Source organism: Streptomyces sp. NPDC050485 (genome assembly GCF_044458185.1).
GTDB lineage: Bacteria > Actinomycetota > Actinomycetes > Streptomycetales > Streptomycetaceae > Streptomyces.
In genome coordinates, this window is the sequence record NZ_JBITHR010000008.1 from 169,954 (window position 1) to 190,910 (window position 20,957).

The window sequence follows — 20,957 nt, forward strand, 5'->3', positions numbered from 1 at the left end:
CCGGAAAAAGGCGGGTACGGCAGCCGTTCGCTGTCGTACCCGCCTTCCCTGTGGGGGGCGGTCAGCCGATGTGGTACGGGTCGCCGTACACCTTCCAGTCGAGCGGGGTGTCCAGGTTCAGGTTGCCCTTCTTCAGGAAGACCCGCTGCTCGGTGTCGACGCGGCTGGTGTCGCTGTGCGCCTCCTCCTGCTGCATCGCCCACACGCGGGCGTCGAGGAAGGCGTTCAGCCAGGTGGTTTCGTCGCCGCCCTGGGAGGGGGGACTGGCCTTGCGGAGGGCGCGCTTGCGGATCGAGCTGAAGGTGGTCGGGTCGCTGCCGTCGCCGTGCATCACGATGGCGTCGTAGTAGATGAACTGCCCGAGCGTGCCGACCCCGTCGGACTTGCCCTGGCCGACGGCCGGGTTGAAGTACACCCGGTCCCGCTCGTCGTCCTGGGCGTGCTTGAAGGCCGTCTCGGAGGCGGCCGTCTTCCAGTCCTTGGTGAAGTTGGGGTCGAGCCCCTTGTGCGAGTCGCTCCCGTTGACCTTCTCCAGGGCCGGCAGGTACTTCTCGAGTACGTTGCCGGGGTTGCGGGCCGTGTACAGCTTGACCAGGTCGAGCATGTCGCCGGTACCGGAACAGAATCCGATGATCCCGGCGGTGTAGCCGCGCCCGTCCTTGATGTCCTCGATGTACTTGTACTGAGCCTTCCAGTCCAGCGTGGAGTTCTCCGCGCTGGAGACGAGCTGCATGGCTATGTCTTTCTTTGCCGGGTCGTCGAGCCCGGTCGCAGCGGCATTGATCACCGTTGCATTGTCCGCTGTCGCGGCGGCCGGGGTCTCGGCGGCATACGCCGTGACCGGGACCGCGAGCAGTGCGGTGCCGAGCAAGGCGCGTACGACGATCTTGGTACGACGTGCGGTGGTCGTGCGGTGGGGGGTGTGCACCTGGACCTCCAAGAGGAGTTCGTCGCTCCGGGTGTTCTGTTAGGAAACTTTCCTACCATTACCGCGAAGCGGCCGTACACCCCTGCGGCACAAGGAAGTTGAAGAAGCCGGGCGCCGGGTCAACCCGTTCCCGTACCGAACGCGTCGTACAGGACGGGGAGTTGTCTTCCCGCACAGAACGGCGCCACGAGCCGCCGTCAACCGGACGCATGGCCACGCCGCCGGACCTGGTCGGGCGGGGCCGCACCACCAGGCCGGTGGTGGCGAGGCTGCCCGGCCCGGATCGAGGGCAGCCGCGACTCCATCTGCGACACCCCGGCCGGCGCCCCGGCCTGCCCGCCCACCGCCCCGGCACCTTCACCATGGCCGACCTGCTGCTCTTCGCCTTCGACGGCGACGTGGACCGCATCAACCCGCTGGGCGACGGGGACGTTCCCGACGTCCTGAGGGCCGGTGTCACATGCCCTGAGCGAACGGCACGACACGCCCCCACGACCGCCCTTGCAGCCGGGGCGGTTGTGGGGTTCATTGCCCGGGTGACCGAAACCAGCCGTTCCGAGTCGAGCCGCGTGGAGGCGTTCAGCGACGGCGTCTTCGCCATCGCGATCACCCTCCTGATCCTGGAGATCAAGGTGCCGCCGAACGCGGGCGACCACCTGTGGCGGGAACTGGGCCACATGTGGCCCTCGTACGCGGCCTATGTGGTGAGCTTCCTGATCATCGGGATCATGTGGGTGAACCACCACACGCTCTTCAGCTACGTCGTCCGCATCGACCGCACCCTGATGTTCCTCAACCTGCTGCTCCTGATGACGGTGGTCGCGATTCCCTGGCCGGCCGCGCTGATGGCGGAGTACCTCCGCGAGCCCGGCGCCTCGCACGTGGCGGCCGCCGTCTACAGCGGCCTGATGGTCGTGATGGCCCTCAACTACCAAGCACTGTGGTGGCACTTGACCCGCACCGGGCACCTCTTCGACGACCGGGTGGACAACGCGGCCGCCCGCGCCACCCGCCTCCGCTTCGCGATCGGCTCCCTCGCCTACCCGGGCACGGTGGCCCTCGCCTTCGTCTCGGCCCCCCTGACCCTGGCCGCGCACGGCGTGCTGGCGATGTACTACGGCTTCAACCAGCTGAAGGTGCCGATGAGGGAGCCTGCGGGCGACTGATCCGCGCCGCGGGCTCGCCCGGCTCCCGCTCCTGAGCCGCCGCAGCGACTGATCGCCGCGCCCCGCCACTGGGGCGCCGGCGTATAGACTGCCAGGCTGCTGTCACCGCATGTCAGAGGAGCCCCGCACGTTGTCCGAGAACCCCGGAGCAGCCGCCCCGTCCCCGGGCGCGACCCGCCTCACCCTCGTCTCCGACTGCGGCGACTGCTTCGGCCTGTGCTGCGTCGCCCTCGCCTACTCGGCGTCCGCGGACTTCGCGATCAACAAGCCCGCCGGGAAGCCCTGCCCCAACCTCCAGCAGGACTTCCGCTGCGGGATCCACCGGGACCTGCGCAAGAGCGGCTTCCAGGGCTGCACGGTGTACGACTGCTTCGGCGCGGGGCAGAAGGTATCCCAGCAGACCTTCGAGGGCCGCGACTGGCGCACCGCACCGGAGACCGCGGCGACGATGTTCGAGGTCTTCCCGGTGATGCGCCAGCTCCACGAGCTCCTCTGGTACGTCACCGAAGCACTCGACCTGCCGAAGGCGCGCCCCGTCCACGCCGAGCTGCGCGCCGCGCTTGAGGAGACCGAGGCGTTCACGGACCTGGCCCCCGAGGCCCTGCGGGACCTGGACGTGGCCGCCCACCGGGGCAGAGTCAACCAGCTGCTCCTGAAGGCGAGCGAGCTGGTCAGGGCCGACTTCAAGGGCAAGAAGAAGGACCGCCGCGGCGCCGACCTGATGGGCGCCCAGCTCAAGGGCGCCGACCTGCGCGGCGCGAACCTGCGCGGGGCGCTCCTCATCGCCGCGGACCTGCGCGGCGCGGATCTGCGCCTCGCCGACCTGATCGGCGCGGACTTCCGCGACGCGCGGCTGTCCGGCGCCGATCTGACCGAGGCGTTCTTCCTCACCCAGGCCCAGCTGAACGCGGCCAAGGGCGACGCGACGACGAAGATCCCCCCGTCGCTGACGCGCCCCGCGCACTGGTAGCGAACCCCGGGCCTACCTAGAGCCAGCGTCTCAACCCCGGCAGACCCGGGCGGGGTTGAGACACAGGCTCCTACGGCTTCCAGCCCGGGTCACGCCCGCTCAGCCCGATCACGCGGCAGACGAGCGGCGCCCCTTCGGGCACGTCGACGGCCGGGCCGAAGGCCGTGCCGCGAGAGCTCGGGTCGTCCTTCGCCGGAGCGAGGAGCGCGTAGGAAACCTCCAGGTCGGCCGGGGCGGGCCGGTACGTCTGCCCGGTGGCCCGCGCCAGGTCCCAGCCGTGGACGACCAGCTCGTCCAGCGCGACGCGGCCCATGATCGCCGCGGGGAAGGTGACGCCGCCCGCCTGGGTGTCGCCGTCCCAGGCCGCCGGGTCCCGCCAGGCCTCGGCCATGGCGGCCAGTCGCTCCGGCAGCGAGCCGCGCCAGTCCGCGGGCAGCTCGGGCGGCGGGACGCTGCCGGGAGGGGTGTCGGTGGTGGGCCCGAGGTCCTTGCGCGCGGCATCCTGGAAGGCGCCGCTGAGCCCCCAGACGTGGGCGATGAGATCCCGTACCGGGTACTTGGGGCAGGGCGTCGGACCGTCCAGCTGATCGTCGCGAATGCCTTCCAGCAGACGTGCCACTTCGGCCGCGGCCGGGCCGAGGTCGGGGAGGGGTGCGGGGGAGTTCGTGTCGTTGCTCATACAGGGGAGACGGTGCGGGAGCCGAAAACTCATCGATCCGAGCGGGACTGCTGGCGACCCGGACGCCCCGCGTCCGCCCCCGTACCCCTCACCCTCACGGATCCGCCCGGCACTCCCCCCACCGCGTGCGCGGCTCAGGTCAGCCTGCGGCCGCCGAACGCGCCTGATCCGTCGGCCTGTTGCCACCACTGCTCCAGACCGGGCTGGTCCATTGTGCGCCAGTCGGGGGTCTCCTGTACGAGGCCGAGGCCCAGGCGGCGCCCGAGGTCGACCATGCTGCGGCCGACCGGGGACCGCACGGCGTCGTACGAGGCCAGCGCCTCGGGCCAGCTCGCCGCCGAAGCCAGCGCGGTCTGCAGGGCGGTCGCGTCCTGGAGTGCCTTCACCGCGCCTCCGCCGGTGTGCGGCCTGGCCACCGTGGCCGCGTCCCCGGCCAGCGCGAGCCGGCCGGCCGCGTACCGCGGTGCGGTGAAGTCGTACATCGGCTGGATGAAGGTGTCCTCGGGAGCGGTCAGGTGCATCAACTGGCCCCAGTACGGCGGGAGTTGTGTGTCGGCCACCTCGATGGCGACGCCGCGCAGCGCATCGGAGAGGGTGCCGGGCGGCAGGCTGGTGGGGGAGTCGAGGGGCAGTCCGTGGTCGGGCGGCGGCGCCGTGTAGAGCACCCAGTTGACGCGCTGACCGCCCCGGCCGTCCGGTATGCGGTAGATGACCGCGTGGCCGCCAGGGAAGACGGCGTACACGCAGTCCTCCACCGGCCACAGCCCGGGATCCGGGAGCCGCTCGGCGGGGAAGGCACCGCGCCAGGCGAGGTAGCCCGCATAGCGCGGACGAACCTCGGGGCAGGCGGCCGTGCGGACCACCGAGCGGTAGCCGTCGGCGCCGATGACGAAGTCGAACCGGTCGGCACGGCCATCGGATGTACTCAACTCGACTGCGTCGCCAGTGAGTTGGAGCCTCTCGATCGCCGTGCCCGGCCGGAAGTCCACCGACTCCGGTACCCGGCCCCGCAGTTCGCGCCAGAGGGGGCCCCAGTTGTACGTCCGGAACGGGAACGGCAGCACCCCGGCCAGGCGGCCCAGCGGGGCCGAGCCGTCGCGAACGTACCAGCAGCGCCTGCCGAGTTGGATCCATGGCGTCCCGGCGTCCATGTATCCGGCCGCCTCCAGTTCGCCATAGCGGTCGTTGTGCATCGCGAGCCCCACCCCGCGGTCGGCCAACTGCCCGGCGGCCCGCTCGTACACCGTGATCCCCTCGGCACCACCGCGGTGCGCGGCCAGTGCCGCGGCACACCCCGCGACGCTCCCGCCCACGATGGCAACTCGCCCTCCACGCATCCCCAATGTCCTCGCAGTCCTGGTCAGACGGGGTGCCGGGCAACGAGCCCGACGAACGCCCCCGCAGGATTCTCGCAGCAACGGGCGGCGGGCGCAGGGGCGCGCGGAGCGGAGGGTGGCGGGCGGGGCGATCACGGGATGCGGCATGGTGCCCCGCGTGGTCCATTGAGTCCCATGGGCGCGGACCGGCACACCAACCATGATCGGGACGTGTGGATCCTATGTGACGGGGAAACAGCCCCGCCCCCGATGCAGTGTGGCACCGGGGGCGGGGCGAGGGCGTAACTGGGGGGAACGGTCCACCAGTTGCTCGCAACTCGGGGGGCTAGCCCACCAGTTGCTCGTACGCCGGCAGGGTCAGGAAGTCCGCGTAGTCCGTGTCCAGGGAGACCTTCAGGAGGAGGTCGTGGGCCTGCTGCCACTTGCCGGCCGCGAAGGCCTCCTCGCCGATCTCCGCGCGGATCGCGGCGAGTTCCTCGGCCGCCACCTTGCGGGCGAGCTCGGCCGTGGCCTGCTGGCCGTTCTCGAAGACGACCCCCGCGTTGATCCACTGCCAGATCTGCGAGCGCGAGATCTCGGCGGTGGCCGCGTCCTCCATCAGGTTGAAGATGGCGACCGCGCCGAGGCCGCGCAGCCACGCCTCGATGTAGCGGGTGCCGACCTGGACCGCGGAGACCAGGCCCGCGTAAGTGGGCCTGGCGTCGAGGGAGTCGATGGCGATCAGGTCGCCGGGGGCGACGGACACGTCCTCGCGCAGGCGGTCCTTCTGGTTCGGCTTGTCGCCGAGCACCGCGTCGAACGAGGCCATCGCGATCGGGACCAGATCGGGGTGGGCGACCCAGGAGCCGTCGAAGCCGTCGCCCGCCTCGCGGTCCTTGTCGGCCTTGACCTTCTCGAAGGCGACCTTGTTCACCTCGGCGTCCCGGCGCGAGGGGATGAAGGCCGCCATGCCGCCGATCGCGTGCGCGCCGCGCTTGTGGCAGGTTCGGACCAGGAGTTCGGTGTACGCGCGCATGAAGGGCGCCGTCATCGTCACCGCGTTGCGGTCCGGCAGGACGAACTTCTCGCCGCCGTCGCGGAAGTTCTTCACGATGGAGAAGAGGTAGTCCCAGCGGCCCGCGTTCAGCCCGGCCGCGTGGTCCTTCAGCTCGTACAGGATCTCTTCCATCTCGTACGCGGCCGTGATCGTCTCGATCAGGACGGTCGCGCGGACCGTGCCCTGCGGGATGCCGACGTAGTCCTGCGCGAAGACGAAGATGTCGTTCCAGAGGCGCGCCTCCAGGTACGACTCCGTCTTCGGGAGGTAGAAGTACGGGCCCTTGCCTAGGTCGATCAGGCGCTGTGCGTTGTGGAAGAAGTAGAGGCCGAAGTCGACCAGCGCGCCGGGCACGGGGCGGCCGTCGAACTGGAGGTGGCGCTCCTCCAGGTGCCAGCCGCGCGGGCGCATCACGACGGTCGCGAGTTCCGCGGCGTCCATCAGGGCGTACGACTTGCCCGACTTCGGGTCCGTGAAGTCGATGCGGCGCTCATAGGCGTCGATCAGGTTGAGCTGGCCGAGGACCACGTTCTCCCAGGTGGGGGCCGAGGCGTCCTCGAAGTCGGCGAGCCAGACCTTCGCGCCCGAGTTCAGGGCGTTGATGGTCATCTTGCGGTCGGTCGGGCCGGTGATCTCGACGCGGCGGTCGTTCAGCGCGGCCGGGGCCGGCGCGACCTTCCAGTCAGCGGCGCGGATCTCGGCGGTCTCGGGGCGGAAGTCCAGCGTGGAGGTGCGGGCGATCTCGGTGCGGCGTTCCTGGCGGCGGGTGAGGAGCTCGTCACGGCGGGCCGTGAAGTTCCGGTGCAGCTCGGCCACGAAGGCGAGGGCCGCGTCGGTGAGTACCTCTTCCTGCCGGGGCAGGGGCTCGGCATCGACGATGGCCAGCGGGGACGGCGCTGGTGCGGACATGAGCTGTCACTCCTTCGCGGGCGGTGCCCTGACGGCCGCCGGGTCGCCAAAGCTGGCACTCAGTGCCATGGCTCCGAGATACGGCTGGGGGCGCCGTCTGATCTATCGGGCGCTTCTGAACAGTGGATACTAGTTTCCTCATAGTGGAAGTTCAATGGTTTGTTGATATCGAGATTCTCCGGGTCGACAGACCATGGCGCTGGGTGCCACCCCGTTCACTCCACGTTTCCACGTGTACTCCAGATCTACTCCAGCCGGTCCAGGTCCGCCTCCGTGTCGATGTCGTACGGCTCGGCGACATCCCCGCACTCGACCAGCGTGATCTCTCCCTCGTGGGCCGACAGATAGGCGCGGGCGCCCCGGTCTCCTGTCGCGCTCGCCGCGATGTCGGCCCAGCGGTCCGCTCCGAACAGCACCGGATGGCCCCGCTCGCCGCCGTACGAGGCCGCCGCCAGCGCATCGGCCGAACGGTGGGCGGCGAGCACCCGCGCCACGGCCTCGGCACCGATGCCCGGCTGGTCGACCAGGGAGACGAGAGCGGCGTCCGACCCGCCGGACGGCCCGTCGGCCGACTTGGCCAGCGCCTCAAGGCCCGCCCGCAGCGAGGAGCCCATGCCCGCGGCCCAGTCCGGATTGTCGATCAGTACGCAGCCCGACAGGTCGGCCCGGGCCCGTACCTCGTCGGCCGCGGCGCCAAGGACCACGTACACGTGGCGGCAGCCGCCCTCGCGCAGCACCCGGACCGCGTGCTCCACGAGAGGGCGGCCGCGGTGCGGGAGCAGGGCCTTGGGGCGGCCGCCGAGCCGTCTGCCGCCGCCCGCCGCGAGCAGCAGTCCCGTCACACGCGCCTCATTTGTCATCGGTTGCGTCATGGCCCCAGATATACCCAATGCTTCTGCCGAATTCCGTCCGCGCAGTGGCGCACGACACACCGATGGCGTTAACTGGCCCGCGCATCCCGGCAGTTGACCTTTGCTGTACGGGCTCTGAACACCTGCACAAGGACGTGCGTGGGGGAGGACTTTTGTTGCGAGGCGTGGAGCAGAGGCCCGTGACCGGCAGTGGTGAGGACCCGAGAGTGAGCGAGCTGCGGGCGGCCGTCGCCCGGCTGCGCCGGGAGCTGGCCGGCCATCCGGCGGAGTTTCCCGACCGGGCCGTGGCCGAGGACGAACTGGCGGCGCTGGACGCGATGGCCGTCAGCGGGGTTCCGGAAGTGCCGCGGCTGCGCCGCTCGCTGCTGCTGATCGCGGGCTCGATCGGCTCGGTCAGCGCGCTGGCGGGCGCGGTGACGGACGTACGCAAAGCGGTCGAGCTGTTCGGCGGGCCACCGGGCCGGTACTGACCGGCCGCCCGTCGGTACCGGCCTGGTACTGGCCGGCCGCCCCGTCAGTACCGGGCTGGTACTGACCGGCCGCCCGCCGGGCCTGCGGGCCGACCCGGACGGGGCTGAGTGCCTGCGGCCGCCCCGGACGGGGCTGGGGCGCGGGCTCCGCGTTCACGCCACCCAGTGCGGCCGGTTCTGCTCACCGGTGAACGCGGGCAGGCCCGCGTCGAGGGTCGCGGCCAGGCGGCGGACCGCCTCGTCCGTCGTCTCCGGATCGTGTACGAACGGGATGCGCAGGCGGTGTTCGTGGGTGCCGGGGTCGGCGGCGAAGCGGGAACCCGGCTGGATGTTCACACCGTGGGCCGGCGCCGCCTGGGCCAGCGCGCCCGCGACCGGGCGGCCCAGATCGACCCAGAGGCAGAGCCCGCCGGCCGGCAACTGCCAGCGCCATTCCGGCAGTTGGCGAGCCAGGGACGCGGCCAGCGCGTCGCGCCGCTCGCGCATCTGCGGCAGCCGCTCGCGCAGTACGTCGTCCATGCCGGGCAGTAGATTCTTGGCGAGCACCTGGTCGACGAGTGAGGGCGCCAGGTCCACGTGGATGCGCAGCGCGGCCAGTTCGTTGATGAGCCGGGAGCCCGCCCGCACCCAGCCGGTGCGCAGCCCGCCCCAGTGGGTCTTGCTGAGTGATCCGACCGTGATGATCTGCTCGGACTCGCCCTGGTGGGCCAGGGCGGCGAACGGCGCGGGGGCGGGCGCCGTCAGCGCCATCTCGGCCATGGTCTCGTCGATGAGCAGCCAGGTGCCGGTGGCCCGGGCCGCGCGCAGCAGCCGGGTCCGCTGCTCGGTGCTCATCAGCGCGCCGGTCGGATTCTGGAAGTCCGGGATGAGATAGGCGAGCCGGGGTGCGGTCTGGCGCAGGGTGCATTCGAGGAGCTCGATGTCCCAGCCGTCCTCGGTCACCGGTACGGGGGTGATCCGCAGCCCGGCATGGCGTACCGCGTCGAGGGCGTTGGGGTACGAGGGGCTCTCGACCAGCGCCCGGTCGCCGGGCCTGCCCAGGAGGTTGACCACGAGCGACACCGCGGACTGGGCTCCGGTGGTGATCAGGATCTGCTCGGGCAGGGTGGGCAGACCGCGCCGGGTGTAGCGCTCGGCGACGGCGGCGCGCAGCTCAGGCAGGCCGAGCGGGTGGTAGCCGTTGGTGGCCGCGTGGCAGGCCAGTTCGGACCCGGCCAGCTCGAACGCGGCGGCCAGTTCCGCCGCCGGGGCGCCCGGCGAGGCCATCGCCAGATCGATGACGCCGTCGGCGGCCTGGTAGCGGGCCACATTGGCCGGTGCCTCGCCCTCGGGAAGCGCGGTCCAGGTGCCCGCGCCGCGCCGGCTCAGCGCGTAGCCGCCCTCACGCAGCAGGTCGTACGCGGCCGTGATGGTGGCCCGGCTGACCGCCAGGGCGGTGGCGAGCTCGCGCTCGGCGGGCAGCCGCGTGTGCAGCGGGATCCGGCCGTCGAGCAGCAGCGTGCGCACCCCCTGGGCGAGCGGGCGGTAGCCGGGGCGCGGGCCGGTGATGGCGGTGACCTGCGCGGCGAGCTGACGGCTGCCGAGCGTCCGCGCGGTGCTGCTCACGGTGTCCACGGACCGGACCACCCGCATGTCTGCCATACCAACCTCCGTGAATTGGCCATGCCTTCCAGGCCAATCAGCGTACAGACTTCTGACCTGTCAGCACATTGGCCTGGATGAAGTGGTCGAGAAGGGTGAGTTGTCATGGAACGCGATGTGGCGGTCACGGACCGGTTCGAGCGGGAGATGCAGCGGCGCCGCGAGGAGCTGCCGCGCGGGATCTCGCTGCACTGGCTGCGCGGGCTGCGGCAGCGCAAGGAGCGTGCGAAGTGACCGGGGGGCGCGTGGTGGTGGGAGTCGGTGGCTCGCTGGGCAGCCTGGCGGCGCTGCGGGCGGCGGTCGACGAGGCCCGCGACAGCGGCCGCGTGCTGGTGGCCGTGATCGCGTGGGAGCCCCCGGAGGGCGAGGCGCTGTATGTGCGCAACCCGGACAGCGCCTGGGCGGCGTACCAGGAGGGCAGGGCGCGCGATGCGCTCGACCGGGCCGTCGAGGAGGCCCTCGGCGGGCTGCCGTCGGACCTCGCGGTGCGGAAACTGGTCGTCCGCGGCAAGGCGGGGCGGGTGCTGTGCGCACTGGCCGACCGGCCGGGGGACCTGCTGGTCATCGGCGCGCGTCCGGATGCGCGGCGGGCTCCGGTACGCCACTACGTGCACCGGCACGCGCGGTGCGCCGCCCTGACGGTCCCGGCGCCGCGCCCGCCGAAGCACACCGCGCGGGCCCTGCGGCACGCCAGGGCCGAGGACTTCGCTCTGCACGGGTGACGAGAGCCGGGGGCCGGGCCGAACCGGGGCGGTCGCGGCCCCCCACCGCGCGCGTGACGCACTCAGCCGGGCTGGCGGATCAGGCGGCGCGCGCTCGCGGCCGCCACCGCCGAGGTGCGCGAGTCCACTCCCAACTTGGCGTAGATGTGCACGAGATGGGACTTGACGGTCGCCTGGCTGAGGAACAGCTGCTTGCTGATCTGCTGGTTGGAGAGCCCGTCGCCGACCAGTTGCAGCACCTCCAGCTCGCGCCGGGTCAGCGCCTCCGCGGGCGTCCGCATCCGGTCCATCAGCCGGTGCGCCACCGCGGGCGCCAGCGCCGACTGGCCCGAGGCCGCGGTGCGGACCGCCGCCGCCAGCTCCTCGGGCGGCGCGTCCTTGAGCAGGTAGCCCGCCGCGCCCGCCTCCACCGCCGCGAGGATGTCCGCGTCCGTGTCGTACGTCGTGAGGACCAGGACGCGCGGGGCGCCCGGCCGGGCGGTGATCGCGGCGGTCGCCTCGGCGCCGTGCATCCCGGCCCCGAACTGGAGGTCCATCAGGACCACGTCGTACGCACCGGACGCGGCCAGCTCCACCGCGCGCTCGGCGGTGGCGGCCTCCCCGGTCACCGCGAAGCCGGGCTCGGTGTCGAGGACCGCGCGCAGCCCGGCCCGCACGATGGGATGGTCGTCGGCGAGCAGCAGCCGGATCGGCGCCGCGCTCACCGGGCACCCGCCACGGGCAGCGGCAGCGTGATCGCGACGGCCGTGCCCTGGCCCGGCGCCGACTCCACGCTCAGCGTGCCGCCGAGCGACTGGGCGCGCGAGCGCATCGCCGGCAGCCCGAAGCCGCTGGTGTCCTTCGGCCACCGGTCCGCCGGGTCGAAGCCGCGCCCGTCGTCGACGACGTCCAGGGCCACCGAGGTGTCCATGAAGCTGAGGGTGATCTCGGCGCGGTCCGCCGCTGCGTGCTGCACGGTGTTGGCGAGTGCCGACTGCGCGATGCGCAGCAGGGCCACCTCGTACGGCGTCGGCAGCTCGACCGGGGTCCCGCTCACCCCGAACTGCACGGCGGGGCCCGGCGCCGCCGCGCACAGCCGCTCCAGGGCACCGGAGAGCGAGCCGTGCTCCAGGTCGGGAGGCGTGAGCGCGCGCACGAACCGGCGCGCCTCGGCCAGGTTGTCCTGGGCGGCGCGGCGGGCCTGCTCGACGTGTTCGCGAGCCGGGTCGTCGGCGGGCAGTACGCGCTCGGCGGCGCGGAGCAGCAGCTGGATCGAGGAGAGGCCCTGGGCGAGCGTGTCGTGGATCTCGCGGGCGAGCCGCTCGCGCTCGGCGAGGGTGCCCGCCGTGCGCTCGGCGTCCGCGAGTTCGGCCCGCGTCGCGACCAGCTCGTCGATCAGCTCGCGGCGCCGCTCGCTCTCCCGGTACAGCGCGTCGTACCCGAGCACGGTCGCCACCGCGACCGCAGCCCCGAGCAGCGGCCCTATGAAGGTGCCCGGCGTGACCTGCTGCCCGTGCAGCAGGAAGCTCGCGATGGCCGCGCCCGCCGTGACCAGGACGGCCGGCAGCGCCCAGCGCATCGGCAGCAGGTGGAGCAGCAGGAAGTAGAGCGGGAAGGCGGCCCAGAGCGCCTCGGGGGAGAAGACGAGCAGCGCGAGCCAGGACGCGCCGAGCGCCGCCAGCCACACCGCGGCCGCGCTGGTCTGCGGCCGCACGGCGGGGACGGCCACGCCCGCCGCGTACACCGCTGCCATCAGGACCACCGCCGCCAGGACGGCCGCCGGGTGCGGCGCCCCGTCGCTCACGGCCCGCACCGCGGCGAGCGCGAGCAGCCCGCCGAGCAGCGTGTGCAGACACAGGCGCAGCAGGGCGGCGACGGGGGTGTGGGGGCGTGCGGAATTCATAGGCCTTCCAGCGTACGGGCGAGGCGGGCGGTCCCGGTCAACCGAAAGGTTGATGTGCGGATGCATCCTTCGATACGGCTCGGGCATGCTCGGGCGCGATGTGGCGGCGGGCTCCGGCCGGAAGGCTTGGCGCCATGTTCGTCGCATGGAGAGACCTCCGGTTCGCCAAGGGCCGGTTCGCGCTGATGGGTACGGTCGTGGTGCTCATCACCCTGCTGGTGGGACTGCTTTCCGGGCTCACCGCCGGGCTGGCCAGGGACAACACCTCGGCCGTCAGCGCGCTGCCCGCCGACCGGCTCGCCTTCGCCGCCCCGCCGTCCGGGCAGTCGGTGTCCTTCACCAACTCCGTTGTGCAGAGCGCCACTTGGCACAAGTGGCGGCAGGCGCCGGGGGTGCGGGACGCCCAGCCGATCGCCATCTCCACCCTGAACGCGACGGCGGGCGACCGCACGGCCGCGGTGTCGTCCTTCGCGGTCACGCCCGGATCACACCTCGCGCCCTCCGCGGTACGCGCCGGATCCGTCGTCCTCTCCCGGGGCGCGGCCAGGGACCTGGACGCGAAGGCGGGAGACACCGTCACGCTGGGCGGCCGGCCGCTGACCGTGGCGGCGGTGGCGGGCGCGGACTCCTACAGCCACACCCCCGTGGTGTGGACCGCGCTCGCGGACGACGCACCGGCCACGGTCGTCGCGCTCACCCTCGGTGGCGGCGCGGACCTCGCCGCCACCGACCAAGAGCTCGCCGCCAAGAGCCTGACGCTCTCCGACGCGCTCTCGGCACTGCCCTCCTACCAGGCCGAGAACGGCTCGCTCCAGCTGATGCGCGGCTTCCTCTTCGTCATCTCGGCACTGGTCGTCGGCGCGTTCTTCACCGTGTGGACGATCCAGCGCAGCGGTGACATCGCCGTGCTGAAGGCGCTCGGCGCCTCGACTCCGTACCTCCTCAAGGACGCGCTCGGCCAGGCCGTGCTGATGCTGACCGCGGGCACGCTCGCCGGCACCGGACTCGCCGTGCTGGCCGGGGGGCTGGTCGGCGGCGCGGTGCCCTTCGTGCTCGACCTCGCGACCACCCTGGTGCCCGCCGCCGTGCTGATCGTCCTCGGCGTGACCGGCGCCGCCCTGTCCATCCGGCGCATCACCGCCGTCGACCCGCTGACCGCGCTCGGGAGTGCCCGATGAACCCCTCGTCCCTTGTCCTGGACTCCGTCACCCTGACCTACCCCGACGGCGAAGGCCGCCTCACCGCCCTCGACGCGGTCTCGGTGTCCGTCGACGCGGGTACGGTGACGGCCTGCGTCGGGCCCTCCGGATCCGGCAAGTCCAGCCTGCTCGCCGTCGCCGCGACGCTCGTCACCCCGGACAGCGGACGGGTCGTGGTGGCCGGCACCGAGACCGGCGCGCTCGGCCCCGCCGAGCAGGCGGCGCTGCGCCGCGACCGCATCGGCATCGTCTTCCAGCAGCCGAACCTGCTGCCCTCGCTCACGGCCGCCGAACAACTCCAGGTGATGGCCCACCTCGCGGGCCGCAGGCCGCGCGAGGCGCGGGCCCGCGCCCTGGAACTCCTGGCCGCCGTCGGCCTCACCGCCCAGGCGGACCGCCGCCCCCACCAGCTCTCCGGCGGCCAGCGCCAGCGCGTCAACATCGCCCGCGCCCTCATGAACGAGCCCGCCGTGCTCCTGGTCGACGAGCCGACCAGCGCCCTCGACCACGAGCGGGGCGCCGCGATACTCGACCTGCTCGTCACGCTCACCCGCGAACGCGGCACGGCCACCGTCCTGGTGACCCACGACCGCGCCCACCTGGAGCGGATGGACGCCGTGGTGACCATGGCCGACGGCCGCCTGAGCGCGGCGCGGGCGGTCGCGCGCTGAAGCCCGCGGATCGGCCACGGCACACCATGCGCCGGCGGACCCGCCCGAGCACACCATTGGCCTGCGGATCCGCCCCAGCAAACATTGGCTCTCGGATCCGCCCCGGAACAACATTGGCCGGCGCATGGGGCGCTCCATACCGACCGTGCGCCGGACGTTCACCCCTGAGGCGCCGGTGGTACACGGGCCGCCACTACTCATGAGCACGCACCCCCCAATCCCGGTTCCATCAATGTCAGGGGATACCTGTGAACCGCCCGCTCCTGAGGCTGGCCGCCACGTTCGGCGCGGCCGGCGCGCTCGCCGGAACGACCGTGCTGCACGCCGACGCCACCCCGGCGCGTCAGCACCGAGCCGCCGCCCAGCACGTCCTGCTCATATCCGTGGACGGACTGCACCAGGCAGATCTCGACCGCTACACCGCCCAGCACCCGCAGTCCGCGCTCGCCCGGCTCGCGCACGGCGGCGTGCAGTACACGCACGCCAGCACCACCACGCCCTCGGACTCCTTCCCCGGCATGACCGCCCAGGTCACCGGCGGCGGCCCGGGCACCACCGGGGTCTACTACGACGACTCCTACGACCGCACGCTGCTCCCGGCCGGCACCACCGACTGCACCCACGCCAAGCCGGGCGCCGAGCTCGACCTCACCGAGGACCTCGACAAGAACAAGGCGGCCCTCGACGCCGGCCAGGGCCTGACCGGGCTGCCCGGCAGCATCCTGGCGATGACCGGCCACCCGCAGACGCTCCTCAACCCGGCCGCGCTGCCCGTGGACCCCAAGACCTGCAAGCCGGTCGCCCCGCACTCCATCCTGCGCGTCAACACCGTCTTCGACGTGGCCCGCCAGGCCGGGCTGCGTACCGCCTGGTCGGACAAGCACGCCGCGTACGACATCCTCAACGGGCCCTCGGGGAACGGCATCCAGGACCTGTTCACGCCCGAGATCAACTCCAGCGCCACCGGCTACGCCAAGGGCGCCGACTGGACCACGGACAACAAGGCGACGCAGCAGTACGACCACTACAAGGTCCAGGCCGTCCGCAACGAGATCGACGGATACGACCACAGCCGTGCCCACCGCACCGGCACCCCGGCGGTGTTCGGCCTGAACTTCCAGTCGGTGTCGACCGCGCAGAAGCTGCCCGCGTCCGACGGCCTCAAGGGCGGCTACGCGGCGAAGGGCGTGCCCGGACCGCTGGTCGAGAAGAGCATCGGCTTCGTGGACGCCGAAGTCGGCTCGCTGGTCGCCGAGTTGAAGGCCCGCCACCTCGACGGCAGCACGACCGTCGTGCTGTCCGCCAAGCACGGCCAGTCGCCGACCGACCCGGCCGCGCTGACCCGCATCGACGACGCGCCGCTGCTCGCCGGTCTCAACGCGGCCTGGAAGAAGGCCCACCCGGGCGCCGGCGACCTTGTCGCGCACTCCGCGGACGACGACGGCATGATGCTGTGGCTGAACGACCACACGCAGGCCGCCGCCGACTTCGCGAAGGCGTACCTGCTCGCCCAGAACGGCACCGGCAACGGCATCGACGCCAAGCCGAAGGCCTTCACCGCGAGCGGTCTGACCAAGGTGTACGCGGGCAGGGAAGCGGCCCGGTACTTCGGGGTCCCGACCGGTGACGCCCGGGTCCCCGACCTCTTCGGCATCGCCCGCAACGGCGTCGTCTACACCGGCGGCACCAAGAAGATCGCCGAGCACGGCGGCGCCAACGCCGACGACCTGAACGTCCCGCTGGTCGTCTCCGGCGCGGGCACCCCGGCCGGAGTGCGCGACGCGCACCGCGTCCACACCACGCAGATCGCGCCCACCATCCTGGCCCTGCTCGGCCTGAACCCGCAGGACCTCCAGGCCGTACGCAGCGAGCACACCCGGGTGCTGCCGGTCCGCTGACCCGGGCCCCGGCACACCAGACCCCCGGCGGTGTTCAGCACCGCCGGGGGTTTCGGCTACCTGGTCTCAGGCCTGGGCGTTCGTGTTCGCCAGCGCCGTCGAGAGCTCCTGGGCGATGCCCTGGAGGATCGGGACGATCTTCTCGGTGGCCGCCTCGGTGACCCGGCCGGCCGGGCCCGAGATCGAAATGGCCGCCGCGGTGGGGGAGTTGGGGACCGACACCGCGAGGCAGCGGACCCCTATTTCCTGCTCGTTGTCGTCCACCGCGTACCCGGCGCGCCGCACCTGCTCCAGCGCGTCGAGGAAACCGTCCGCTGTGGTGATCGTCTTCTCGGTCGCGGCCGGCATGCCGGTGCGGGCGAGCAGCGCGCGGACCTCCTCCGGCGGGGTGTGCGCGAGCAGCGCCTTGCCCACGCCCGTGGAGTGCGGAAGGACCCGGCGGCCGACCTCGGTGAACATCCGCATGGAGTGCTTGGAGGGCACCTGCGCCACGTACACGATCTCGTCGCCGTCGAGCAGCGCCATGTTCGCGGTCTCGCCGGTCTCCTCCACGAGCCGGGCCAGATACGGCCGCGCCCAGGTGCCGAGCAGCCGGGCCGCCGACTCGCCGAGGCGGATCAGCCGGGGGCCGAGCGCATAGCGCCGGTTGGCCTGCTGACGGACGTAGCCGCAGGCCACGAGCGTACGCATCAGACGGTGAATGGTCGGCAGGGGAAGGCCGCTGCTGGCGGAGAGCTCGCTGAGGCCGACCTCGCCCCCGGCGTCGGCCATCCGCTCAAGAAGATCGAAGGCGCGCTCGAGGGACTGGACGCCTCCGCCGGTGGCGGATGGCTTGGAGGCGTCGGTGGTGCTGGCGCTTGACGTCGGCACGGCGCGTTCCTTTCGGTACTGGCAGGCGAGGGAGCAGCCTATCGGGCGGTTGTCCGTCCTACCCTGGACAGGGCGGGTGTCCTGGCTGTTCGGAGCAGGTTTGTCCGTTCACGCACCGCACCCCGTGGCGGTACCTACATTCTGCTTGGTGAAATTCTAATTCCATTCTGTGGAAACCTCCAAGACTCACCTCCGTGTCCGCGGTCACTCCCCGGCCACTCTTGACGGCCTCGGCGGCGAGCGCGCAGACTCCTTCAACAGATCGTTGAAATTCCGGTGTACGGAAGTGAGGGGCTCGGGTGTCCGACGTCAACCTGGTACTGCGCTCGACGCGCGTCATCACCCCCGAGGGGACGCGCCCGGCGACGGTCGCCGTCGCCGCCGGGAAGATCGCGGACGTACTGCCGTACGAGGCCGAGGTCCCGGCCGGCGCACGCCTGGAGGACTTCGGTGACGACGTGCTGCTGCCCGGCATCGTCGACACCCACGTGCACGTGAACGACCCCGGCCGCACCGAGTGGGAGGGCTTCTGGACAGCCACCCGCGCGGCGGCCGCCGGAGGCATCACCACCCTCGTGGACATGCCGCTCAACTCGCTGCCGCCGACCACCACGGTCGACAACCTGCGGATCAAGCGGGAGGTCGCCGCGAGCAAGGCGCACATCGACACCGGCTTCTGGGGCGGCGCGCTGCCCGACAACGTCAAGCACCTCAAGCCCCTGCACGAGGCCGGGGTCTTCGGCTTCAAGGCGTTCCTCTCGCCGTCCGGCGTGGACGAGTTCCCCGAGCTGGACCAGGAGCAGCTCGACCGGTCGCTGGCCGAGATCGCCGGGTTCGGCGGCCTGCTGATCGTGCACGCAGAGGACCCGCACGAGCTGGCGGCCGCCCCGCAGCAGCCGGGCCCGCACTACGCGGACTTCCTCGCCTCCCGCCCCCGGGTCTCGGAGAACACCGCGATCGAGGGCCTGATCGCCGCGGCCAAGCGGATCGGCGCCCGCGTCCACATCCTGCACCTGTCGTCCTCGGACGCGCTGCCGCTGATCGCGGCGGCCAAGCGCGAGGGCGTCAAGCTCACCGTCGAGACCTGCCCGCACTACCTCACGCTGACGGCCGAGGAAGTCCCGGACGGCGCAAGCGAGTTCAAGTGCTGCCCGCCCATCCGCGAGGCCGCCAACCAGGACCTGCTGTGGGCGGCGCTGGCCGACGGCACCATCGACTGCGTCGTCACCGACCACTCGCCGTCCACCGCCGACCTGAAGACCGCCGACTTCGCGACGGCCTGGGGCGGCATCTCCGGACTCCAGCTCAGCCTGCCCGCGATCTGGACCGAGGCCAAGAAGCGCGGCCACACCCTGGAGGACGTGGTCCGCTGGATGTCGACGGCGACCGCGAACCTCGTCGGACTGACCCAGAAGGGCGCCATCGAGGCGGGCCGCGACGCCGACTTCGCGGTGCTCGCCCCCGACGAGACCTTCACCGTGGACCCGGCCGAACTCCAGCACCGCAACCGCGTGACCGCCTACGCCGGCAAGACGCTGCACGGTGTCGTCAAGTCGACCTGGCTGCGCGGCGAGCGCATCCAGCACGACGGCGTCATCGCCGAGCCCACCGGCCGCCTGCTCGAAAGGAACAACTGACACCGTGAGCACCCCGCCTTCCTTCACCGGTGACGCCAGCCCGTACGGCGGCGGCGACCCGTACGCCGACTACCGCACCGCGGACTTCGGCTTCACCCAGTACGCCGACCTCGCCGACCGGCGCCTCGGCGCGGGCGTGATCGCCGCGAACGACGAGTTCTTCGCCGAGCGCGAGAACCTGCTCAAGCCCGAGGCCGCCGAGTTCGACCCCGAGCACTTCGGGCACAAGGGCAAGATCATGGACGGCTGGGAGACCCGGCGCCGCCGCGGTGTCTCCGCCGACCGGCCGCACCCCACCGACGAGGACCACGACTGGGCCCTCATCCGCCTCGGTGCGCCGGGTGTCATCCGCGGCATCGTCGTGGACACCGCGCACTTCCGCGGCAACTACCCGCAGGCGGTGTCGGTCGAGGCGGCCTCGGTGCCGGGCTCCCCGTCCCCCGAGGACCTCCTCGCAGGCGATGTGAAGTGGGTAACTCTCGTACCCCGTACGGCAGTTGGCGGGCACGCGGCCAACGGCTTCGCGGTGGACGTGGAGCAGCGCTTCACGCACCTGCGGCTCAACCAGCACCCGGACGGCGGTGTGGCGCGCCTGCGGGTGTACGGCGAGGTGGCCCCCGACCCGCAGTGGCTGGCCGTCCTCGGCACCTTCGACCTCGTGGCCCTGGAGAACGGCGGCCAGGTCGAGGACGCCTCCGACCGCTTCTACTCGCCCGCCACCAACACCATCCAGCCGGGCCGCTCCCGCAAGATGGACGACGGCTGGGAGACCCGGCGCCGCCGCGACAAGGGCAACGACTGGATCCGGTATCAGCTGGTGGCCCAGTCGGAGATCCGCGCGATCGAGATCGACACGGCGTACCTCAAGGGCAACTCGGCGGGCTGGGCGGCGCTTTCGGTCTCCGACGCGTCGGGCGACTGGGCCGAGGTGCTGCCCCGTACGCGCCTCCAGCCCGACACGAACCACCGCTTCGTGCTGGACGCGCCCGCGGTTGCCGAGCGCGTCCGCATCGACATCTTCCCCGACGGCGGCATCTCGCGCCTGCGGCTCTTCGGCTCGCTCACGGCCGAGGGTGCGGCGCGGCTGACCGCCCGCCACCAGGAACTGGGCGGCTGAGCCTCCCGACTCCCTTCAAGACAGGGCGGCACGACACCCGCCCGCCGACGCGAGGCACCCCGACCCGACAGCATCGGGGTGCCTCGCGTTGTTGTTTCCCCACCCCGTCGGAGGCGCTACGCCGCGTACCCCCCGTCCACCGCCAGCTCCGTCCCCGTCACATACGACGCCTCCGCCCCGGCGAGGAACGCCACCATCGACGCGACCTCCTCCACCGCCCCGTACCGCCCGACCGACGTCATCGCGCTCTGGGCCGCCGCGGACGGCCCGTCCGCCGGGTTCATGTCGGTGTCGATGGGGCCCGGGTGCACCAGGGTGGCGTTGATGCCGCGATCCCCCAGCTCCCGCGCCAGCGCCTTCGTGAGCCCGATGAGCGCCGCCTTGCTCAGCGCGTACAGCGTGCCGCCGGGCCCGGGCACCCGCTGGGCCATGCAGCTGCCGATCGTGACGATCCGGCCGCCGTGCGGCATACGGGCCGCCGCGGCCTGGGAGGCGAGGAAGGCGGCGCGTACGTTCACCGCGAGCACCCGGTCGACATCGGTGACGGAGATGTCGCCGAGCGGGCCGAGCACCCCGACGCCCGCGTTGTTGACGAGGACGTCGAGGCCGCCGAGGGCCTGTGCCGCACGCTCGACAGACGACACCGCATCGTCCGCCCGTGCCAGGTCCGCGCGCAGCGCGACCCCGCGCCGCCCCATCGACTCGATCTTCGCGACGACCTCCCGGGCCGCCTCCTCGCCCTGGACGTACGTGACGGCGACATCGGCGCCTTCCTGGGCGAGCCGCAGCGCGATCGCCGCCCCGATACCCCGGCTGCCGCCCGTGACCAGGGCCTTCTTGCCGTTGAGCGTGTTCATGATGGGTCCTTCCCCGTGGGCCATTAGTGGTTGCGGGTTCAAGCAAAGCCGTCACCGAACCCTCGCGCTGGCGGGGATCGGACACCGAGGCCCGGG

General features: G+C 72.2%; 20 protein-coding genes. 10 read left to right on the plus strand and 10 right to left on the minus strand.

Annotated elements, in window-relative coordinates:
• Positions 1–61: 61 nt before the first annotated feature.
• Complete coding sequence (locus tag ACIBK6_RS18565) at positions 62–928, minus strand: chitosanase (protein ID WP_399052334.1); 867 nt, start codon at positions 926–928, stop codon at positions 62–64.
• Positions 929–1,137: 209 nt separating this feature from the next.
• Between ACIBK6_RS18565 and ACIBK6_RS18570 the strand changes: the two genes are divergently transcribed.
• Positions 1,138–2,094, plus strand: a complete 957-nt coding sequence (locus tag ACIBK6_RS18570; protein ID WP_399052335.1) for a TMEM175 family protein — start codon at positions 1,138–1,140, stop codon at positions 2,092–2,094.
• Positions 2,095–2,203: 109 nt separating this feature from the next.
• Positions 2,204–3,064 (plus strand): pentapeptide repeat-containing protein, encoded by an 861-nt coding sequence (locus ACIBK6_RS18575; RefSeq protein ID WP_399052336.1) that lies wholly within the window; start codon positions 2,204–2,206, stop codon positions 3,062–3,064.
• Positions 3,065–3,134: 70 nt separating this feature from the next.
• Here ACIBK6_RS18575 and ACIBK6_RS18580 read toward each other — a convergent pair whose 3' ends face one another.
• The 4 genes from ACIBK6_RS18580 to ACIBK6_RS18595 all read right to left on the minus strand — a co-directional run bounded on the left by ACIBK6_RS18580 (position 3,135) and on the right by ACIBK6_RS18595 (position 7,885).
• Positions 3,135–3,743: a TIGR03086 family metal-binding protein gene (locus tag ACIBK6_RS18580; protein ID WP_399052337.1), complete on the minus strand. Its 609-nt coding sequence runs from the start codon at positions 3,741–3,743 to the stop codon at positions 3,135–3,137.
• A 134-nt stretch (positions 3,744–3,877) separates the two neighbouring features.
• The gene (locus ACIBK6_RS18585) at positions 3,878–5,080 is read right to left on the minus strand and encodes an FAD-dependent monooxygenase (RefSeq protein ID WP_399052338.1); all 1,203 of its coding nucleotides are present in this window, start codon (positions 5,078–5,080) and stop codon (positions 3,878–3,880) included.
• A 325-nt stretch (positions 5,081–5,405) separates the two neighbouring features.
• On the minus strand, positions 5,406–7,025 hold the full coding sequence (gene aceB / locus ACIBK6_RS18590; RefSeq protein ID WP_399052339.1) for a malate synthase A: 1,620 nt from the start codon (positions 7,023–7,025) through the stop codon (positions 5,406–5,408).
• Positions 7,026–7,270: 245 nt separating this feature from the next.
• Positions 7,271–7,885, minus strand: coding sequence for an NTP transferase domain-containing protein (locus ACIBK6_RS18595; protein WP_399052340.1), 615 nt, complete (start codon positions 7,883–7,885; stop codon positions 7,271–7,273).
• 164 nt (positions 7,886–8,049) lie between these two features.
• On the opposite strand from ACIBK6_RS18595, the gene ACIBK6_RS18600 reads away from it, so the two are divergent.
• Positions 8,050–8,367, plus strand: a complete 318-nt coding sequence (locus ACIBK6_RS18600; RefSeq protein ID WP_399052341.1) for a DUF5955 family protein — start codon at positions 8,050–8,052, stop codon at positions 8,365–8,367.
• 153 nt (positions 8,368–8,520) lie between these two features.
• Here ACIBK6_RS18600 and ACIBK6_RS18605 read toward each other — a convergent pair whose 3' ends face one another.
• Entirely contained in the window at positions 8,521–10,008 is a 1,488-nt protein-coding gene (locus ACIBK6_RS18605) for a PLP-dependent aminotransferase family protein (protein WP_399052342.1), read from the minus strand.
• 105 nt (positions 10,009–10,113) lie between these two features.
• Between ACIBK6_RS18605 and ACIBK6_RS18610 the strand changes: the two genes are divergently transcribed.
• Complete coding sequence (locus tag ACIBK6_RS18610; protein ID WP_399052343.1) at positions 10,114–10,242, plus strand: hypothetical protein; 129 nt, start codon at positions 10,114–10,116, stop codon at positions 10,240–10,242.
• A complete protein-coding gene (locus tag ACIBK6_RS18615) occupies positions 10,239–10,730 on the plus strand; it encodes a universal stress protein (protein WP_399052344.1) in 492 nt (163 codons plus the stop codon). Before ACIBK6_RS18610 ends, ACIBK6_RS18615 begins: the two co-directional genes overlap by 4 nt.
• Before the next feature lie 62 nt (positions 10,731–10,792).
• Here the strand turns inward: ACIBK6_RS18615 and ACIBK6_RS18620 are convergent, their stop codons facing one another.
• Together ACIBK6_RS18620 and ACIBK6_RS18625 are read right to left on the minus strand one after the other, a co-directional pair.
• The gene (locus tag ACIBK6_RS18620) at positions 10,793–11,434 is read right to left on the minus strand and encodes a response regulator (RefSeq protein WP_399052345.1); all 642 of its coding nucleotides are present in this window, start codon (positions 11,432–11,434) and stop codon (positions 10,793–10,795) included.
• The gene (locus ACIBK6_RS18625) at positions 11,431–12,612 is read right to left on the minus strand and encodes a sensor histidine kinase (RefSeq protein WP_399052346.1); all 1,182 of its coding nucleotides are present in this window, start codon (positions 12,610–12,612) and stop codon (positions 11,431–11,433) included. The genes ACIBK6_RS18620 and ACIBK6_RS18625 overlap by 4 nt, the downstream gene beginning before the upstream one ends.
• A 134-nt stretch (positions 12,613–12,746) precedes the next feature.
• Here ACIBK6_RS18625 and ACIBK6_RS18630 point away from each other — a divergent pair, with 134 nt between their 5' ends.
• The 3 genes from ACIBK6_RS18630 to ACIBK6_RS18640 all read left to right on the plus strand — a co-directional run bounded on the left by ACIBK6_RS18630 (position 12,747) and on the right by ACIBK6_RS18640 (position 16,380).
• Positions 12,747–13,790, plus strand: a complete 1,044-nt coding sequence (locus ACIBK6_RS18630) for an ABC transporter permease (protein ID WP_399052347.1) — start codon at positions 12,747–12,749, stop codon at positions 13,788–13,790.
• The gene (locus ACIBK6_RS18635; RefSeq protein ID WP_399052348.1) at positions 13,787–14,482 is read left to right on the plus strand and encodes an ABC transporter ATP-binding protein; all 696 of its coding nucleotides are present in this window, start codon (positions 13,787–13,789) and stop codon (positions 14,480–14,482) included. The genes ACIBK6_RS18630 and ACIBK6_RS18635 overlap by 4 nt, the downstream gene beginning before the upstream one ends.
• 248 nt (positions 14,483–14,730) lie before the next feature.
• Positions 14,731–16,380: an alkaline phosphatase family protein gene (locus ACIBK6_RS18640; RefSeq protein WP_399052349.1), complete on the plus strand. Its 1,650-nt coding sequence runs from the start codon at positions 14,731–14,733 to the stop codon at positions 16,378–16,380.
• A gap of 66 nt (positions 16,381–16,446) precedes the next feature.
• On the opposite strand, the gene ACIBK6_RS18645 is transcribed toward ACIBK6_RS18640, so the two are convergent.
• On the minus strand, positions 16,447–17,250 hold the full coding sequence (locus ACIBK6_RS18645; protein ID WP_399052350.1) for an IclR family transcriptional regulator: 804 nt from the start codon (positions 17,248–17,250) through the stop codon (positions 16,447–16,449).
• Between the two features lie 299 nt (positions 17,251–17,549).
• On the opposite strand from ACIBK6_RS18645, the gene allB reads away from it, so the two are divergent.
• Both allB and alc read left to right on the plus strand, forming a co-directional pair.
• Positions 17,550–18,887 carry an allantoinase AllB gene (allB, locus tag ACIBK6_RS18650; protein ID WP_399052351.1) on the plus strand — a complete coding sequence of 446 codons (1,338 nt, stop codon included), beginning with the start codon at positions 17,550–17,552 and terminating at the stop codon, positions 18,885–18,887.
• 4 nt (positions 18,888–18,891) lie between these two features.
• Positions 18,892–20,004 carry an allantoicase gene (alc, locus tag ACIBK6_RS18655; RefSeq protein ID WP_399052352.1) on the plus strand — a complete coding sequence of 371 codons (1,113 nt, stop codon included), beginning with the start codon at positions 18,892–18,894 and terminating at the stop codon, positions 20,002–20,004.
• 116 nt (positions 20,005–20,120) lie between these two features.
• On the opposite strand, the gene ACIBK6_RS18660 is transcribed toward alc, so the two are convergent.
• Positions 20,121–20,861, minus strand: a complete 741-nt coding sequence (locus tag ACIBK6_RS18660; RefSeq protein WP_399052353.1) for an SDR family NAD(P)-dependent oxidoreductase — start codon at positions 20,859–20,861, stop codon at positions 20,121–20,123.
• Positions 20,862–20,957 lie beyond the last annotated feature (96 nt).

What these genes read in the sequence shown, in the direction of transcription:
- ACIBK6_RS18570 (WP_399052335.1), top strand. Translation starts at nt 1,138, where the DNA reads ATGGCCACGCCGCCGGACCTGGTCGGGCGGGGCCGCACCACCAGGCCG.
- ACIBK6_RS18575 (WP_399052336.1), top strand. Translation starts at nt 2,204, where the DNA reads ATGTCAGAGGAGCCCCGCACGTTGTCCGAGAACCCCGGAGCAGCCGCC.
- ACIBK6_RS18580 (WP_399052337.1), bottom strand. Translation starts at nt 3,743, where the DNA reads ATGAGCAACGACACGAACTCCCCCGCACCCCTCCCCGACCTCGGCCCG.
- ACIBK6_RS18585 (WP_399052338.1), bottom strand. Translation starts at nt 5,080, where the DNA reads ATGCGTGGAGGGCGAGTTGCCATCGTGGGCGGGAGCGTCGCGGGGTGT.
- aceB (WP_399052339.1), bottom strand. Translation starts at nt 7,025, where the DNA reads ATGTCCGCACCAGCGCCGTCCCCGCTGGCCATCGTCGATGCCGAGCCC.
- ACIBK6_RS18595 (WP_399052340.1), bottom strand. Translation starts at nt 7,885, where the DNA reads ATGACAAATGAGGCGCGTGTGACGGGACTGCTGCTCGCGGCGGGCGGC.
- ACIBK6_RS18605 (WP_399052342.1), bottom strand. Translation starts at nt 10,008, where the DNA reads ATGGCAGACATGCGGGTGGTCCGGTCCGTGGACACCGTGAGCAGCACC.
- ACIBK6_RS18610 (WP_399052343.1), top strand. Translation starts at nt 10,114, where the DNA reads ATGGAACGCGATGTGGCGGTCACGGACCGGTTCGAGCGGGAGATGCAG.
- ACIBK6_RS18625 (WP_399052346.1), bottom strand. Translation starts at nt 12,612, where the DNA reads ATGAATTCCGCACGCCCCCACACCCCCGTCGCCGCCCTGCTGCGCCTG.
- ACIBK6_RS18630 (WP_399052347.1), top strand. Translation starts at nt 12,747, where the DNA reads ATGTTCGTCGCATGGAGAGACCTCCGGTTCGCCAAGGGCCGGTTCGCG.
- ACIBK6_RS18635 (WP_399052348.1), top strand. Translation starts at nt 13,787, where the DNA reads ATGAACCCCTCGTCCCTTGTCCTGGACTCCGTCACCCTGACCTACCCC.
- ACIBK6_RS18660 (WP_399052353.1), bottom strand. Translation starts at nt 20,861, where the DNA reads ATGAACACGCTCAACGGCAAGAAGGCCCTGGTCACGGGCGGCAGCCGG.